At 67.0% G+C, this 14,558-nt stretch carries 14 protein-coding genes; 11 read left to right on the plus strand and 3 right to left on the minus strand.

Features of this window, described 5'->3' with window-relative positions:
• Position 1 precedes the first annotated feature (1 nt).
• Entirely contained in the window at positions 2–1,450 is a 1,449-nt protein-coding gene (gene gatB, locus CLU87_RS19550; RefSeq protein ID WP_099731505.1) for an Asp-tRNA(Asn)/Glu-tRNA(Gln) amidotransferase subunit GatB, read from the plus strand.
• A gap of 130 nt (positions 1,451–1,580) precedes the next feature.
• On the opposite strand, the gene CLU87_RS19555 is transcribed toward gatB, so the two are convergent.
• Both CLU87_RS19555 and pyrE read right to left on the minus strand, forming a co-directional pair.
• Positions 1,581–2,258: a DUF4124 domain-containing protein gene (locus CLU87_RS19555; RefSeq protein ID WP_056057449.1), complete on the minus strand. Its 678-nt coding sequence runs from the start codon at positions 2,256–2,258 to the stop codon at positions 1,581–1,583.
• Between the two features lie 26 nt (positions 2,259–2,284).
• Positions 2,285–2,983 (minus strand): orotate phosphoribosyltransferase, encoded by a 699-nt coding sequence (gene pyrE / locus CLU87_RS19560; RefSeq protein WP_056057447.1) that lies wholly within the window; start codon positions 2,981–2,983, stop codon positions 2,285–2,287.
• A 10-nt stretch (positions 2,984–2,993) separates the two neighbouring features.
• On the opposite strand from pyrE, the gene CLU87_RS19565 reads away from it, so the two are divergent.
• The 8 genes from CLU87_RS19565 to CLU87_RS19600 all read left to right on the plus strand — a co-directional run bounded on the left by CLU87_RS19565 (position 2,994) and on the right by CLU87_RS19600 (position 11,250).
• Complete coding sequence (locus CLU87_RS19565) at positions 2,994–3,797, plus strand: exodeoxyribonuclease III (RefSeq protein ID WP_056057754.1); 804 nt, start codon at positions 2,994–2,996, stop codon at positions 3,795–3,797.
• A gap of 25 nt (positions 3,798–3,822) precedes the next feature.
• Positions 3,823–5,730: a GspE/PulE family protein gene (locus CLU87_RS19570; protein ID WP_056057444.1), complete on the plus strand. Its 1,908-nt coding sequence runs from the start codon at positions 3,823–3,825 to the stop codon at positions 5,728–5,730.
• Between the two features lie 194 nt (positions 5,731–5,924).
• On the plus strand, positions 5,925–6,473 hold the full coding sequence (locus CLU87_RS19575; RefSeq protein WP_143227300.1) for a molybdopterin-dependent oxidoreductase: 549 nt from the start codon (positions 5,925–5,927) through the stop codon (positions 6,471–6,473).
• Positions 6,454–8,100 (plus strand): diguanylate cyclase, encoded by a 1,647-nt coding sequence (locus CLU87_RS19580; protein WP_056057438.1) that lies wholly within the window; start codon positions 6,454–6,456, stop codon positions 8,098–8,100. The genes CLU87_RS19575 and CLU87_RS19580 overlap by 20 nt, the downstream gene beginning before the upstream one ends.
• Before the next feature lie 23 nt (positions 8,101–8,123).
• Positions 8,124–8,486 carry a response regulator gene (locus tag CLU87_RS19585; protein WP_233193823.1) on the plus strand — a complete coding sequence of 121 codons (363 nt, stop codon included), beginning with the start codon at positions 8,124–8,126 and terminating at the stop codon, positions 8,484–8,486.
• A 1-nt stretch (position 8,487) separates the two neighbouring features.
• Positions 8,488–9,102 (plus strand): chemotaxis protein CheC, encoded by a 615-nt coding sequence (locus tag CLU87_RS19590; RefSeq protein WP_099731508.1) that lies wholly within the window; start codon positions 8,488–8,490, stop codon positions 9,100–9,102.
• Between the two features lie 161 nt (positions 9,103–9,263).
• Positions 9,264–9,902, plus strand: a complete 639-nt coding sequence (locus tag CLU87_RS19595) for an MBL fold metallo-hydrolase (protein ID WP_056057330.1) — start codon at positions 9,264–9,266, stop codon at positions 9,900–9,902.
• A gap of 244 nt (positions 9,903–10,146) precedes the next feature.
• Positions 10,147–11,250, plus strand: coding sequence for a GGDEF domain-containing protein (locus CLU87_RS19600; RefSeq protein WP_099731509.1), 1,104 nt, complete (start codon positions 10,147–10,149; stop codon positions 11,248–11,250).
• Between the two features lie 28 nt (positions 11,251–11,278).
• Here CLU87_RS19600 and CLU87_RS19605 read toward each other — a convergent pair whose 3' ends face one another.
• Positions 11,279–12,130: a M48 family metallopeptidase gene (locus CLU87_RS19605; RefSeq protein ID WP_099731510.1), complete on the minus strand. Its 852-nt coding sequence runs from the start codon at positions 12,128–12,130 to the stop codon at positions 11,279–11,281.
• 130 nt (positions 12,131–12,260) lie between these two features.
• On the opposite strand from CLU87_RS19605, the gene CLU87_RS19610 reads away from it, so the two are divergent.
• Positions 12,261–13,655 carry an AmpG family muropeptide MFS transporter gene (locus CLU87_RS19610; RefSeq protein WP_056057321.1) on the plus strand — a complete coding sequence of 465 codons (1,395 nt, stop codon included), beginning with the start codon at positions 12,261–12,263 and terminating at the stop codon, positions 13,653–13,655.
• Between the two features lie 150 nt (positions 13,656–13,805).
• On the plus strand, positions 13,806–14,528 hold the full coding sequence (locus tag CLU87_RS19615; RefSeq protein WP_056057318.1) for a response regulator: 723 nt from the start codon (positions 13,806–13,808) through the stop codon (positions 14,526–14,528).
• Positions 14,529–14,558: the final 30 nt, after the last annotated feature.

Raw genomic sequence — 14,558 nt, forward strand, 5'->3', positions numbered from 1 at the left:
CATGACCGCCAAACTGATCCATGGCTACGAAGTCGTCATCGGCTTCGAAACCCACACCCAGCTCGCAACCCAGAGCAAGATCTTCAGCCGTGCTCCCACCGCCTTTGGCGCCGAGCCCAACACGCAAGCTTGCGCAGTGGACCTGGCCCTGCCCGGCACCTTGCCGGTGATGAACCGCGAAGCCGTGGCCTGCGCTATCAAATTGGGACTGGCCCTCGGCTCCCACATTGCGCCCGTGAGCATTTTCGCGCGCAAGAACTACTTCTACCCCGATCTGCCCAAGGGTTACCAGATCAGCCAGTTCGAGATCCCGGTGGTGCAGGGCGGCGAGGTCGAGTTCTTTCTGGGCGACGAGAAGAAGACCGTGCGACTGGTGCGCGCCCACCTCGAAGAAGACGCCGGCAAATCGCTGCATGAAGACTTCATCGGCCAGAGTGGTATCGACCTGAACCGCGCGGGCACGCCGCTCCTGGAGATCGTGACCGAACCCGACATGCGCTCGTCCGAAGAGGCCGTCGCGTATGCCAAGGAGCTGCACAAGATCGTCACCTGGATCGGCATCTGCGACGGCAACATGCAGGAGGGCAGCTTCCGCTGCGATGCCAACGTGTCCGTGCGCAAGCCCGGCCAGCCGCTGGGCACGCGCCGCGAGATCAAGAACCTGAACTCGTTCAAGTTCATGCAGCAGGCCATCGACTACGAAATCCGCTGGCAGATCGAGCAGATCGAAGACGGCCACACGATCCAGCAGGCCACTGTGCTGTTCGACCCCGACACGGGCGAAACGCGCGCGATGCGCACCAAGGAAGACGCGGCGGACTACCGCTACTTTCCGGACCCCGACCTGCCTCCGCTACACATTTCAGAGCAGTGGGTGCAGGATGAACGTGCGCAAATGGCCGAATTGCCTCGTACCATGGCCGCACGTTTTGTGGCGGACTATGCCCTGCCCGAGTACGACGCCACCACGCTCACGCAGAGCAAAGCCATGGCGGCATACTTTGAAGCAGCCGCCAAAGCCTGCAGCCAGCCCAAGCTGGCCAGTAACTGGATCATGGGAGAGGTGTCGCGCCGCCTGAATATGGCGGAGACCGGTATCGAGCAAGCTCCTGTGACTGCAGCGCAGCTGGCCGCATTGATCGGCCGCATTGCCGACGGCACGATCTCCAACAACGCCGCCAAGCAGGTGTTTGATGCGCTGTGGACCGGAGAGTCGACCGAAGTGGATGCCGTCATCGAATCCAAGGGCCTCAAGCAGATGAACGACTCCGGCGCGCTGGAGAAGATCATCGACGAGGTGATTGCGGCCAACCCCGACAACGTGGCGCAGTTCCGTGCGGGCAAGGACAAGGCCTTCAACGCGCTGGTCGGCCAGATCATGAAGGCCAGCAAGGGCAAGGCCAATCCGACGCAGGTCAACGAACTGTTGCGCGCCAAGCTGGCGGGCTGACGCGCAAGCCGACTGGCAACAACACCAACAACAAAGGGCCGCGAGGCCCTTTGTTGTTTAGATCGTCTCAAATGGGGTGGTGGACGTCGTAGGCCAAGGGCAAGGGAATTGCGCCCCGCCCGCGCGGCCCTCACCGCGTGGCGGCTGGAGCGGAGGCGTCGCTGGCAGGCGTTGTGCCCGGCAGCGGCATGCGCTGCGCATCCCACAGCTTGCGCAGCTGGGCCAGCTCCACGTCAAAGCGCTGGTGCACGCGGCGCTTTTCCTGGTCCTGCCCGGCAATGAAGCGCTGCTGCTCGGCAATGCTGTCTTCGTTCTCGGCAATCTTGCGGCGCAGCGCCATGGGGGCTTTGTTGGGGTCCTTCTTGTAGAACTCCATCTCCACATCGAAGGCTTTGCGCTGCTGGGCCAGTTCGACCAGGCGCTTTTCGGCGGTGGCGGTCACGTCATCGACGAGCTGAATGGCCGCAGCGCGCTCCACATCGTGCGTGGCCTTGTCGGGATAGCGGGCCGTCAGCGCGCGCTCGCGGCGGCGTTCTTCCAGCTCGCGGGCACGGGCTTCGGCCTCCTTGCGGCGCTGCGCCTCTTGCGCGGCGCGTTCCTGCTCGGTCAGCGAGGGGCCAATTTGCCGCCGCACGATGCCCGAGGGCCCGAGTTCCCGCTGCTCGCGGTCGAGGCATTCGGCGATCGGACGGTCGGCCGTCAGACGCCGGCCATTGCGGTCCACGCAGGTGTAGATGCCGCCGGATGTCCCGGGGGCTTGCGCCCGCGCCCAATCAGCGCCCAGGGTGGCCAACAGAACCCCGCCCATGATCCACGCCGATTTGCTCAAACCATCTACCCCTCGTTGACGCCGTAACGCTGGCGGTAGGCCAGCACCTTTTCGTGGTGGGAACGCATCCCCTCTTCCCCATTTTTCTCAAGAAAGAGCAATAAGTCTGCCAGCCGTGAAATGGCACACACCTGCATGCCCAGTTGGTTGCGCACGTACTGCACGGCGCTGTGGTCCACATCCTGGCCATTCTCGGTGGCTTTCTCCTGGCGGTCCAGCGCAATGGCCACTGCGTGGGGCGTGGCGCCGGCGGCGCGGATGATGGCGATGGACTCGCGGGCGGCCGTGCCGGCCGACATCACATCGTCCACGATGAGCACCCGGCCCTTGAGAGGCGCTCCCACCAGGGTCCCACCCTCGCCGTGGTCCTTGGCCTCCTTGCGGTTGTAGGCAAAGGGCACGTTGCGGCCCAGGCGCGCCAACTCCACCGCCACGGTGGCAGCCAGCGGAATGCCCTTGTACGCGGGGCCAAACACCATGTCGAATTCGATGCCGCTGGCCAGCAGGGCTTTTGCATAGAATTCCGCGAGCCGGCCGATCTTGCGGCCGTCGTCAAACAGTCCGGCGTTGAAAAAATAGGGGCTCAGGCGCCCGGCCTTGGTCTTGAATTCGCCAAACCGCAGCACGCCCGACTCGACGGCAAAACGGACGAAATCCTGCGCCAGCTGGCCCTGTTCGGGGGTTTGCACGCCAACATCCACCATGGGGAAATCCTTGTTCAAGTTAACCAGCCTCAATCTCAATGGCATCCGCTCGGCCACCAGCAAAGGCGTGGAAAGCTGGATGGCAGCCACGCGGCCGGATTGTATTTGTGTGCAGGAAGTGAAGGCCCAGGCCGCCGACATGGCCAACCGCTTCGAGCGCCTGGCCGACCTGCAAGGGCACTTCCACTTTGCCCAGAAAAAAGGCTATTCGGGCGTCGGCATCTACACGCGGCACGTGCCGTCGGATGTAGTCATTGGCTATGGATCGACCGAGTTCGATGCAGAAGGCCGATACGTCGAGCTGCGTTTTGATACGCCCGCCCGCAAGCTGTCGATCATCAGTGCGTACTTTCCCAGCGGCTCGTCGGGCGAAGAGCGGCAACAGGCCAAATTCCGCTTTCTGGCGGAGTTCCACCCCCACCTCATGCGCCTGAAGGCCGAGCGCGACTTCATCCTGTGTGGCGACATCAACATTGCGCACCAGCAAATCGACCTCAAAAACTGGCGCAGCAACCAGAAGAACAGTGGTTTTTTGCCCGAAGAACGCGCCTGGATGACAAAGTTGTTGCACACAACTGATGAAGGCGGCGGCATCATAGACGTTTACCGTCAGTTACAACCTACCGCCACCGACACCGCCTACACCTGGTGGAGCAACCGCGGCCAGGCCTATGCCAACAACGTGGGTTGGCGGCTGGACTACCACCTGGCCACCCCTGCGATCGCGGCGCTGGCGCGTGCTGAACATATCTACAAGGGCGAAAAGTTCTCGGACCACGCACCTATTACGGTGGACTACGCACTGACCCTCTGAGCCCTGCCCCAGCCCCTCTGCCCCGATGACCGACGCCAGCACCTCCGCCCCGCCTCCCGCCCACAGTTTCCGCCCCCAGAGCGCCGAGGCGCTGTGGCGTCAGATCTCCACCCCCCACCCCACGGTGGGCAAGGCCCGGCACCTGGGCGAGGCGCTGGTCCACGCGGGGCTGCTGTCCACGCCGGACCTGGCAGAGGGCCTGCAGGCGCAGCAGGAGGAGCGCGGCAATGGCGTGCAGCGGCCCATCGGCCAGATTCTGGTGGACCGGGGGGCACTCACCCAGGACCAGTTGCGCAGCGTGATTGCCACCTGGCTGGGTGAATACACCGTGCACCCCGGCGACATCACGCCCGAAGCGCCGGCCCTGGCACTCATCCCCCGTGCCGTGGCCGAGCGCGAATCCGTGCTGCCCCTGATCGCACGCGAGGACGCGCTGGTGCTGCTGATGGCGGACCCCTGGGACCGCGTGCTGATCGACGAGATCCGCTTTCTGACCCAGCGGCGGCTGATCCCGCTGCGCGCAGCGCCCGGCACGCTGATGCCCGCCATCCACAAGGCCTACCGCACCCGCCCTGCCGACGCGGGCGGCGCGGCAGCCGGCGCACGCGCCACCTCGCAGGAGTTGCTGACCAACCTGGCCACTGCGTCGCCAGACGCAGACACCGAGCAGGCCGACGTGATCAGCGAGTCGGACAACACCCTGGTGCGGCTCATCAACTCGGTGATTGACGAAGCCATCAGCCACCGTGCGTCGGACATCCACATTGAGACCGAGCCCGCCCCGCACAACGTGCGCGTGCGCCTGCGCATCGATGGCGACCTGGTGCCTTACCTGGAGCTGCCCGCGCGCTACCGCTTTGCGATGGTGGCACGCATCAAGATCATGGCCAGCATGGACATCTCGGAGCACCGCAAACCGCAGGACGGCAAGATCGACTTTGCCCGCTTTGGCGGCCCGCCGGTGGAGCTGCGGGTGGTCACGGTGCCCACCTCGCGCGGACTGGAGGACGTGGTGCTGCGCCTGCTGGCAGGCGCCAAGCCCCTGCCGCTGGAGAACATCGGCCTGAGCCAGCCCAACCTGCTGGCGCTGCGCGCGGTGGTGCAAAAAAGTTATGGCCTGGTGCTGGTGTGTGGCCCCACGGGCTGCGGCAAGACGACCACGCTGCACTCGGTGGTGCGCGACATCAACACCGCAGGCCGCAAGATCTGGACGGCCGAAGACCCCATCGAGATCACGCAGGAGGGCCTGCGCCAGGTGCAGGTGAACCCACGCATCGGCTGGACCTTTGCCGCCGCCATGCGCACCTTTTTGCGCGCTGATCCAGACGTGATCATGATCGGCGAGATGCGCGACGAGGAGACGGCACGCATCGCCATCGAGGCCTCGCTCACCGGGCACCTGGTGCTGTCCACCCTGCACACCAACTCCGCGCCCGAGAGCATTGCGCGCCTGCTCGAAATTGGCCTCGACCCGTTCAACTTCTCGGACTCGCTGCTGGCCATCCTGGCGCAGCGCCTGGTGCGGCGCCTGTGCACCGCCTGCCGCGAGCCGCGTGTGGCCGACGACGACATGCTGGCGGGCCTGGCGTCGCAGTACCTGGAGAGTGGCACACATAACACCGCTGAGGCGCGCCAGGCGCAGATCGGACGCTGGCGCCAGCAATACGGCGGCGCCCAGGGCGAGCTGCGGATGTGGCGCCCCGTGGGGTGCGCCAAATGCGAAGGCCACGGCTACCACGGTCGCCTGGGCATCCACGAGCTGATGATGAGTGACGAAGCCATTCGCCAGCACATCCGCCACCGGGCCCCGGCTTCGGACATCCGGCACTCTGCGCTCACCGCCGGCATGCTCACCCTGCGCCAGGACGGCATCGAAAAGGTGTTGCAGGGCCTGACCGACATGAGCGAAGTGGTGGCGGCGACCAACCTGTAGCCTTCAGCCCCGGCAGTCACTCACAAGCCCCCAAAAACCGTCAACAATTGTCAAAACCACCCATCTCGCGGCAATTTTCCGTTGGACGGCAGTCGGTTTTCCTGCTTTCACGGGCATAGTCAAGCCGTGCCAGCTACCGCACCTGGAGCCATTCCAGGCCCCCGGGGCGCTGGCTGGATGTGAAAGTGGTGACGATGTTGTTCCGATTCCTGGCTGCCCTGCGGGCCCGCACAGACGCCACCCTGGTGGCCCTGCTCGGACCTTTGAGCCTGTGCCTGCCGCTGTGGGCCCACCCCGCCCCGCTGTGCCCAGCCCCCCAGGGCCGCAGCGTGCTGCAACTGCAGCCTGCCGGCGACGGTCAGGCGCAGGCCTGCGACCTGCAGGCCCTGGAGCGACTGCCAGCGCTAGACATCACCACCGCCCTGCCTCCCGCGCTGGGCATGGCGGGTACACACCGCTGGACCGGTGTGCCGCTGCGCCACCTGGTGGAGCAGCTCGGGGGCGGCGAACGCAGCCGCATCGTGCTGATGGCCCTGAACGACTATGCCGTCGTGATCCCCTGGAGCGACCTGCTTCGCTACAACCCCGTGCTGGCCTACCGGCGCGACGGCCAGCGCATGGGCATCCGCGACAAGGGGCCACTGATCCTGATCTACCCGTTTGATGCCCACCCCGCTCTGCAACAGGGCCAGGACTACGTCAACCGCACCATCTGGCAGGTCCATGCTGTCTCCATCCGCTAAGCAGCAGCCCGCCGCCAGCAACACACGTACCACCCACCGGCTGCTGGCCCTGGTGGTGGCCATGGCTTTGGGCACCTCTGCGGCCCTGTGGTGGACGCTGCGCCAGGCCCAGGACCTTGCGCAGCCCCACCAGCAAAACGACCTCTGGTACATCGCCAGCGTACACAACGAACTGGCGCGGGTGAGTCTGCTGGCGCGCCAGCTGCGGGCCCGGGAGGCCAGCGCGCAAGACCTGGTCGACCGGCTGGACGTGCTGTACAGCACCCTCGACACCAGCGGTCGCGGACCGCGCGTGAGCACCCAGCTGCGCGAGGCACTGCCGGACACCGCACAGGGCCTGGACGGGTTGCGCACTCAGGTGGAGCGCTGGTCGTCGCAGGCCAGCGGCAGCGCCAACGAGCCCGGCAGCACCGCGGCGCGGCGCACGCAGGCGACGGCCGCACCCACCCAGGCGCTGCGCGTGGCCGAAGACATCACCCGCCAGTCCGACGCGCTGCTGGAGCGCCTGCGCCAGGCGGTGGCCACCGTGCACCTGTTCAGCACCCAGCAGACAGACCAGGCGCGCCAGCAGTTGCACCAGCGCTTCATCGTGCTCAGCGTGGTGCTGAGCGCTCTGCTCGTGGGCACCACGCTGCTGATTGCCCGGCTGGTGCAGGACGCACGCGCCGCCAAAGCCGCATCGCGGCAGCTGGCGCAAACCAACCGGGAGCTGGAAGACCGCGTGGCCCGGCGCACGCGCAAGCTCGAAGAAAGCCGCGCGCTGCTGGGCTTCATCCTGGACACCAGCCCCAGCGACGTGCTGCTGGCCGAAGTCGAGAGCGGTCGCGTGCATTTCATCAACCACCGGCTGACCGAGCGCCTGGGGCTCAAAACCGCTCCTCAGACCCTGTTTCTGCCCGACCTGCTGCACGACCCCGACACACGCCAGCGCTTCATGCAGACCCTGGACCAGTACGGGCAGGTCGATGCCATGGAGGCGCAGATCGGCACCCATGCCCCGCGCTGGAGTTCACTGTCGGCCCGCCTCATCGACGTCGAGGGCCAGCTGGCACACCTGCTGTGGGGCTTTGACATCAGCACCCACAAGGCCCTGGAGGCCCAGCTGCGCGAACTGGCCACGCGCGATGCGCTCAGCGGCCTGCTGAACCGCCGGGCCTTCATGGAGCGCAGCACCGCCCTGTTCGACCACTGCCGCCGCCATGGACAACCTTGCACCGTGCTGATGATCGACATCGACCACTTCAAGCGCATCAACGACCGGTACGGCCACCAGATGGGCGACACCGCCATCCGCGCCTGTGCCGAGGCCATCGGCCAGGCCCTGCGCGAGGCCGACCTGCTCGGCCGCCTGGGCGGGGAGGAATTTGCCGCGCTGCTGCCCCATGCCAGCGCCGACAGCGCACGCCAGGTGGCCGAGCGCATCCGGGGCGCCATCGCACAGCTGGGCCTGGCGTCGCCTGCAGGGCACCCGGTCACGTTCACCATTTCCATCGGCATGGCTTCCAGCGAGCGCCACCACACAGGCATCGAGCCGCTGATGGCCGATGCCGACGCGGCGCTCTACCGCGCCAAGGCCGCCGGCCGCAACCGGGTGCTGACCCACGAGGCGGCGCACCCCGCACTCTGACCTTAACCAACGACACAACAACCATGAGCCTGCGCCTTTTGATTGTGGATGACAGCCGCATGTCCCGCCTGATCCTGCAGGGCCTGGTGCAACAGGCCCACCCCGACTGGACCATCGTACACGCCAGCAGCGGCGAAGAAGCCTTGCAGCTGGCGCGCGAGAACCCCGTGGACCTGGTTTCCATGGACTTCAACATGCACGGCATGAACGGCCTGGATGCCGCACTGGCGTTGCGCCAGTTGCTGCCCCGGGTGCCCGTTGCCATCCTCACGGCCAATGTGCAGAACGCCGTGCAGGAGCGCATCGAGGAAGCGGGTATGGTGTTCATTGCCAAGCCCATCACCGCCCAAGCCGCCCAACAGCTCATCGCCCTCGCAGGAGCCTGACATGCCCATCCAGCTAGACGCCGAACAGATCGATGCACTGAGCGAGATCTTCAACATCGGCGTGGGCAAGGCCGCCGCCGCCATGGGCAGCCTGCTGCGCGACGAGGTGCTGCTGTCGGTGCCGCATGTCAGCGTGTTCACCGTGAGCGAGGCGGCGCAGCAACTGGGCACCCAGGGCCACCCCATGTATGGCGTGCGCCAGCCGTTTCGCGGCGTGCTCAATGGCGATGCCCTGCTGATCTTTCCAGGCCACCGCAGCCTGGAGATCGTGCGCATCGTCGCCGGACAGAACGTGCCCAGCGAAGACCTGAACGCCATCGAGCAGGATGCGCTGACCGAGGTGGGCAACGTGATGCTCAACGCCTGCATCGCCGCCTTGTCCGACCTTCTGGGCCACGAGTTCGAACTGAGCCCGCCACGGTTCGACATGGGCGACAGCCGCACCATCCTGGGCACCCGCATCCAGAACCACCTGGTGGTGTTCCTGCACATCCGCTTTGAGCTGCTGAGCAGCCAGATCGAGGGCTTTGTGGTGTTCGTGCTCAACACCACGTCGCTCGAGGGCCTGCGCACCGCCGTGAACCGGCTGCTGGGCCGGCCTGTGGACGCAGACTGAGGCCCCAAGCAGCCGCCAAGGGACGGCGGGCGCTGCACAGGCCCTGTGCGAAACTCGCGGCTGTTGCCTTCCGGCCCTGCCGTCGCCGCGCCAGCCCGCTATCGCCCCCTGGGAGAAAGCGGCCCCAGCGCGATGGGCGATGGGTTTACTGCCTCCATCCCATGCTCCGCTACCTCACCGTCCCCGTCACTCCTTTCCAGCAGAACGCCTCCATCGTCTGGTGCGACGCCACCCGGCAGGCCGCCGTGATCGACCCGGGCGGAGACCTGGACACCTTGCTGGCCGCGGTGGAAGAGCACGGGCTGACGCTGTCCCAGATCTGGCTCACCCACGCGCACATTGACCACGCCGGCGGCACGGGCGAGCTGGCCCAGCGCCTGTCGCTGCCCATCGTGGGCCCCCACCCGGGCGACCAGTTCTGGATCGACGGGCTGCCGCAGCAAAGCGCCATGTTCGGCTTTCCGCCCGCGCAGCACTTCACCCCCACGCGCTGGCTGCACGACGGCGACACCGTGCAGATCGGCAACGAGACGCTGGCCGTGCGCCACTGCCCCGGCCACACGCCCGGCCATGTGGTGTTCCACGCGCCGCAGATTGACCGCGCGTTTGTGGGCGACGTGCTGTTTGCGGGCAGCATTGGCCGCACGGACTTTCCCCAGGGCAACCACCAGCAGCTCATCGACAGCATCACGCAGCGGCTGTGGCCCATGGGCAACCAGACGGTGTTCATTCCTGGCCACGGGCCCGAGAGCACCTTCGGGCGCGAACGGCAAAGCAATCCCTACGTGGGCGGCACCTGAGCACAGACCATCAATGCTCTCTTATTCATAGCATGCCAGGCATATTCCACTAGCGCATCCAGCCGATTGGGCTTGAAATGGGTTGCCGGAGGCCGTCACAGGCCCTGGTCGCGTGCTCCGCGCCGCCGGGTGCCCAGCGGCGATCAGACCCCGGGATACCTGCCAGTTCGCCGCACCCCCGACACCGCCGGGGGCTACGATGGAGCGGTTTGCCACCTCTGCAGGCCGCCCGTGCCCCCGTGCCATGACCCCATCCAACGCGCCGCGCCCCCCGCTTGAACCCCAGCGCGGCTCCAGCCTCGCGGGCAAGGCCTACTGGGCCATGGTGCAGCGGGTTGCGCTGACGGCCGCTGCCATCGACGCGGGCTACATCCTGCTGTTTCTGTGGCTGGGCTCGATGCCGCTGGCGGCCGTGAATGTGCTGAGCATCGCCATGTACCTGGGCGCCTACCGGCTCATCCAGAAGCGCTACAACACCGCTGCACTGCCCCTGATCTGGCTGGAGGTGATCGGGCACTCGGCCCTGGGCTCGCTGCTCATCGGCTGGGAGAGCGGCTTTCACTACTACCTGCTGATGTTCATCCCCGCCATCGTGATCGCCAACACGCGCGGCTATGCCGCGCCCATGGTGCTGGCCCTGCTGGCCTACTACCTGGGCCTGCACATGCTGAGCGACGCCGTGGGGCCGCTGGACCCGCTGCCCGCGCACAGCGTGAAGATCGTGAACTGGGTGCACATCTGCGTGGTGTTTGCCATGTCGGCAGCGCTGTCGGCGTTCTACCGCCGCACCATCCTCATTGCCGAGGCGCGCCTGCGCAAGCAGGCCACGCGCGACCCGCTGACCGGCCTGGCCAACCGCAGCCACTTTGACGCGCAGGCCACCGAGGCGCTGGAGCGCAGCCGGCGCAGCGGTGTGCCAGTGACGCTGCTGCTGTGCGATGTGGACCACTTCAAGCGCGTGAACGACCAGTACGGCCACGCCGTGGGCGACCAGGTGCTGGTGGCCATGGGCCAGGTGCTGGCCGACAACCTGCGCGAGGGCGATGTGCTGGCGCGCTGGGGTGGCGAAGAGTTTCTGGCACTGATGCCCGCCAGCCCGCTGGACGCCGCCAGCGCCACGGCCGAGCGCATCCGTGCCGCTGTCGCCCGGGCACCGCTGCCCGTCGGCCCCGAGCCCTTGGCCCTGACGCTGTCGTTTGGCGTGGCCCTGGTGCACGGGCCCGACGACCTGCAGGCCGCCATTGCCCGCGCAGACCAGGCGCTGTATGCCGCCAAACACGCGGGGCGCAACCGGGTGCAGCTCGCGGGGGAAGACGCCGCCAGCAGCACCCTGGCGGCTCAGTCTTAGAGGCTGAGGGCCTGCGGAATCTCGCAGGTCAACCGTTGCGGCGCGCGGCCTCGTACAGGCCTTGCACCTTGGGCACGTTCTGCTCCAGCTCGCGAATGCGCGCGGGGCCCGATGGGTGGGTGGACAAAAACGCCAGCCCGCCTTGTTTGCTGCCGCTGGCATTGCCCATCTTCTGCCACAGGCTCACGGCGGCCGACGGCTGGTAGCCCGCGCGCGCGGCCAGCTCCAGCCCCACCAGGTCGGCTTCGCTTTCGTCCGAGCGGCTGAACTGCAGCGTGAGCAATTGCCCGCCCAGGCCCGCAGCCGCCTGCCCCAGGTCGCCCAGCCCCAGCAGCTGCGAGCCCAGTCGCAGCGCCAGGTTAGTGCCCTGCGTCTTGGCAATGCGCTCGCGTGCGTGCTCACGCAGCGCATGGGCCATCTCGTGGCCCATGATCATCGCGGCCTCGTCGTCGGTGAGCTTGAGCTGGTCGAGGATGCCGGTGTAGAACGCAATCTTGCCGCCGGGCATGCAAAACGCATTGATCTGCGAGCTGCCGATCAGGTTGACCTCCCACCGCCACTGGCGGGCGCGGTCGTTCCAGGGCATGGCGTACGGGATCAGCCGCTTGGCGATGGCGTGCAGGCGCTGCAGCTGGGGGTGGTTGTCGGGCGCCAGCGCGCGCTTGGCGCGGGCCTGCTCCAGCATCTGGCGGTACTGCTGGGCGGCAGACTGCTCCAGCGTCTCGGCGGGCACGAGCTTGCGCAGGCTGGATGCCGAACCCACGTCCACCTGCGCCAGCACCGGCGTGGCCGCAGCGGCGCCCGCTGCCAGCAGGAACGCGCGGCGTGCGGACCAGGGGGACGACGGCGCGACGGAAGGAGCGGGGCAGAGAAGACACATACAAGGCAATCCCAGAAGGAATAATGAGCAGCGCTGGCACACAACACACCAGAGCCTGCCGCGCAGATGGAGGCTGACAGGATGGCTACAAGGGTGCGTCGGCGATGATAGACAAAACCCCCGCTCGCCCATGTCAGACACCTCCACATCTTCCACCCCCAGCCTCGCTCCCGCTACCGCCCCGGACAAGCCCCCGCGTACCCCCTGGCTGCAAACCCTGCGCGTGTACCTGGAGCCCGCCAGCCTGCGCATGCTGACGCTGGGTTTTTCGGCCGGGCTGCCGCTGCTGCTGGTGCTGGGCACACTGAGCTTTCGCCTGCGCGAGGCGGGCATCGACCGCAGCACCATCGGCTACCTGAGCTGGGTGGGCCTGGCCTACGGCTTCAAGTGGGTGTGGGCGCCGCTGGTGGACCGCATGCCCATCCCGGTGCTCACGCGGCTGCTCGGGCGGCGGCGCAGCTGGCTGCTGCTGGCACAGCTGGTGGTGGTGGCGGGACTCATCGGCATGGCGCTGGCCGACCCGCGCCTCACACTGGGCCCCATCGTGTGGTGCGCGCTGGCCGTGGCGTTTGGCTCGGCCACGCAGGACATTGCGCTCGATGCCTTCCGCATCGAATCGGCCGACGCCAACCACCAGGCCGCGCTGGCGGCGTCGTACCAGACGGGTTACCGCCTCGCGATGATCTGGGCCGGAGCCGGTGTGCTGTGGATTGCCGCGCGCTCCGAGGTCGCGCCCGCGGCCGGCCAGGCCGTGGCCCTGGGTGCCGCGGCGTACCAGAACGGCGCCTGGCAGGCGGCCTATCTGGCCATGGCGGCGTCGATGGCCGTGGGCGTGGTCACCGTGTTGTTTTCGCGTGAGCCCGCGCCCGTGGCGCTGCCCCCCGCCAAGAACGCTGCCGAGTGGATCCAGGGCGCACTGGTGGCCCCGTTTGCCGACTTCCTGCGCCGCTACGGCTGGCATGCGGCGCTCATCCTGGCGCTGATTGCCGTGTACCGCATCAGCGATGTGGTGATGGGCATCATGGCCAACCCGTTCTACGTGGACATGGGCTACACCAAGGACGAAGTGGCCGCCGTGACCAAGATCTACGGTGTGATCATGACGCTCGCTGGCGCCTTCGTGGGCGGCGTGTTGTCCATGCGCTTTGGCGTGATGCGCATCCTGATGCTGGGCGCCATCCTGAGCGCCGCCAGCAACCTGCTGTTTGCCTGGCTGGCGGGCCACGGGCACGACGTGACGGCGCTGATTGCCGTGGTGTCGGCCGACAACCTAGCCAGCGGCATTGCCTCGGCCGCGTTCATCGCCTACCTGTCGAGCCTGACCAACGTGAGCTACTCGGCCACGCAGTACGCGCTGTTCAGCTCGATGATGCTGCTGCTGCCGAAGTTCGTGGCGGGCTTCTCGGGCGACTATGTGGATGCGTTTGGCTACGCCCAGTTCTTCACCTCCACGGCACTGCTGGGGCTGCCGGTGCTGGTGCTGGTGTGGCTGGCATCGCGCATCCAGAAGGTCGGTGGCGCCTGATTCATATGCCCAGAAAGCTACCAAATCAATAGCAATTTCTGAAGCCTCTCGCCACCCGGTTTACCGGAACTTTACGGGGGCTTCAACACGGGGAGACGGCTGGGCCGGACCATGAAGACAGTTTCAAAGCCTCGCTACTACACTGCCCCCATGAGCTCCCAACTGCTGATGATCGAAGACGACGCCCGCCTCGCGCAGATGGTGGGCGAGTATCTGGGCCAGTCGGGCCTGCAGGTCACGCACCGTGCCGATGGCAAGAGTGGCCTGGCGCAGCTGCAGGGCCCTGATGCCGGGCCGCTGCCCGACCTGGTGATCCTGGACCTGATGCTGCCCGACATGGATGGGCTGGAGGTATGCCGCCGCATTCGCTCGCTGCAGGGCAACGCGGCGCAGGTGCCGGTGCTCATGCTCACCGCCAAGGGCGACCCCATGGACCGCATCATCGGACTGGAGCTGGGTGCTGACGATTACCTGCCCAAGCCCTTTGAGCCCCGCGAGCTGCTGGCCCGCATCCGCGCCATCCTGCGCCGGCGCACGGATGGTGGCGGCGCGGCCGCCGCCACCCAGGTGCTGCGCTTTGGCACGCTGGAGATCGACCGCGACGCGCGCACCGTGACCGTGGCGGGGCAGCTGGCGGACCTCACCTCCTACCAGTTCGACCTGCTGGTGGCATTGGCCGAGCGCGCGGGCCGGGTGCTCACGCGCGACCAGATCATGGAGGCCGTGCGCGGCCGCGAGCTGGAGGCGTTTGACCGCTCCATCGACGTGCACATGGGCCGCATCCGCGCGGCCATCGAGGCCGACGCCAAGAACCCGCGCCGCATCCTCACGGTGCGCGGTGTCGGTTATGTGTTTGCCAAGCAGCAAGATTGACCGCTGACGCAGGCCCCGCTGCCTGCGCTG

The sequence above is a fragment of the Acidovorax sp. 59 genome (genome assembly GCF_002754175.1).
GTDB classification, from domain to species: Bacteria; Pseudomonadota; Gammaproteobacteria; order Burkholderiales; family Burkholderiaceae_C; genus Acidovorax; species Acidovorax delafieldii.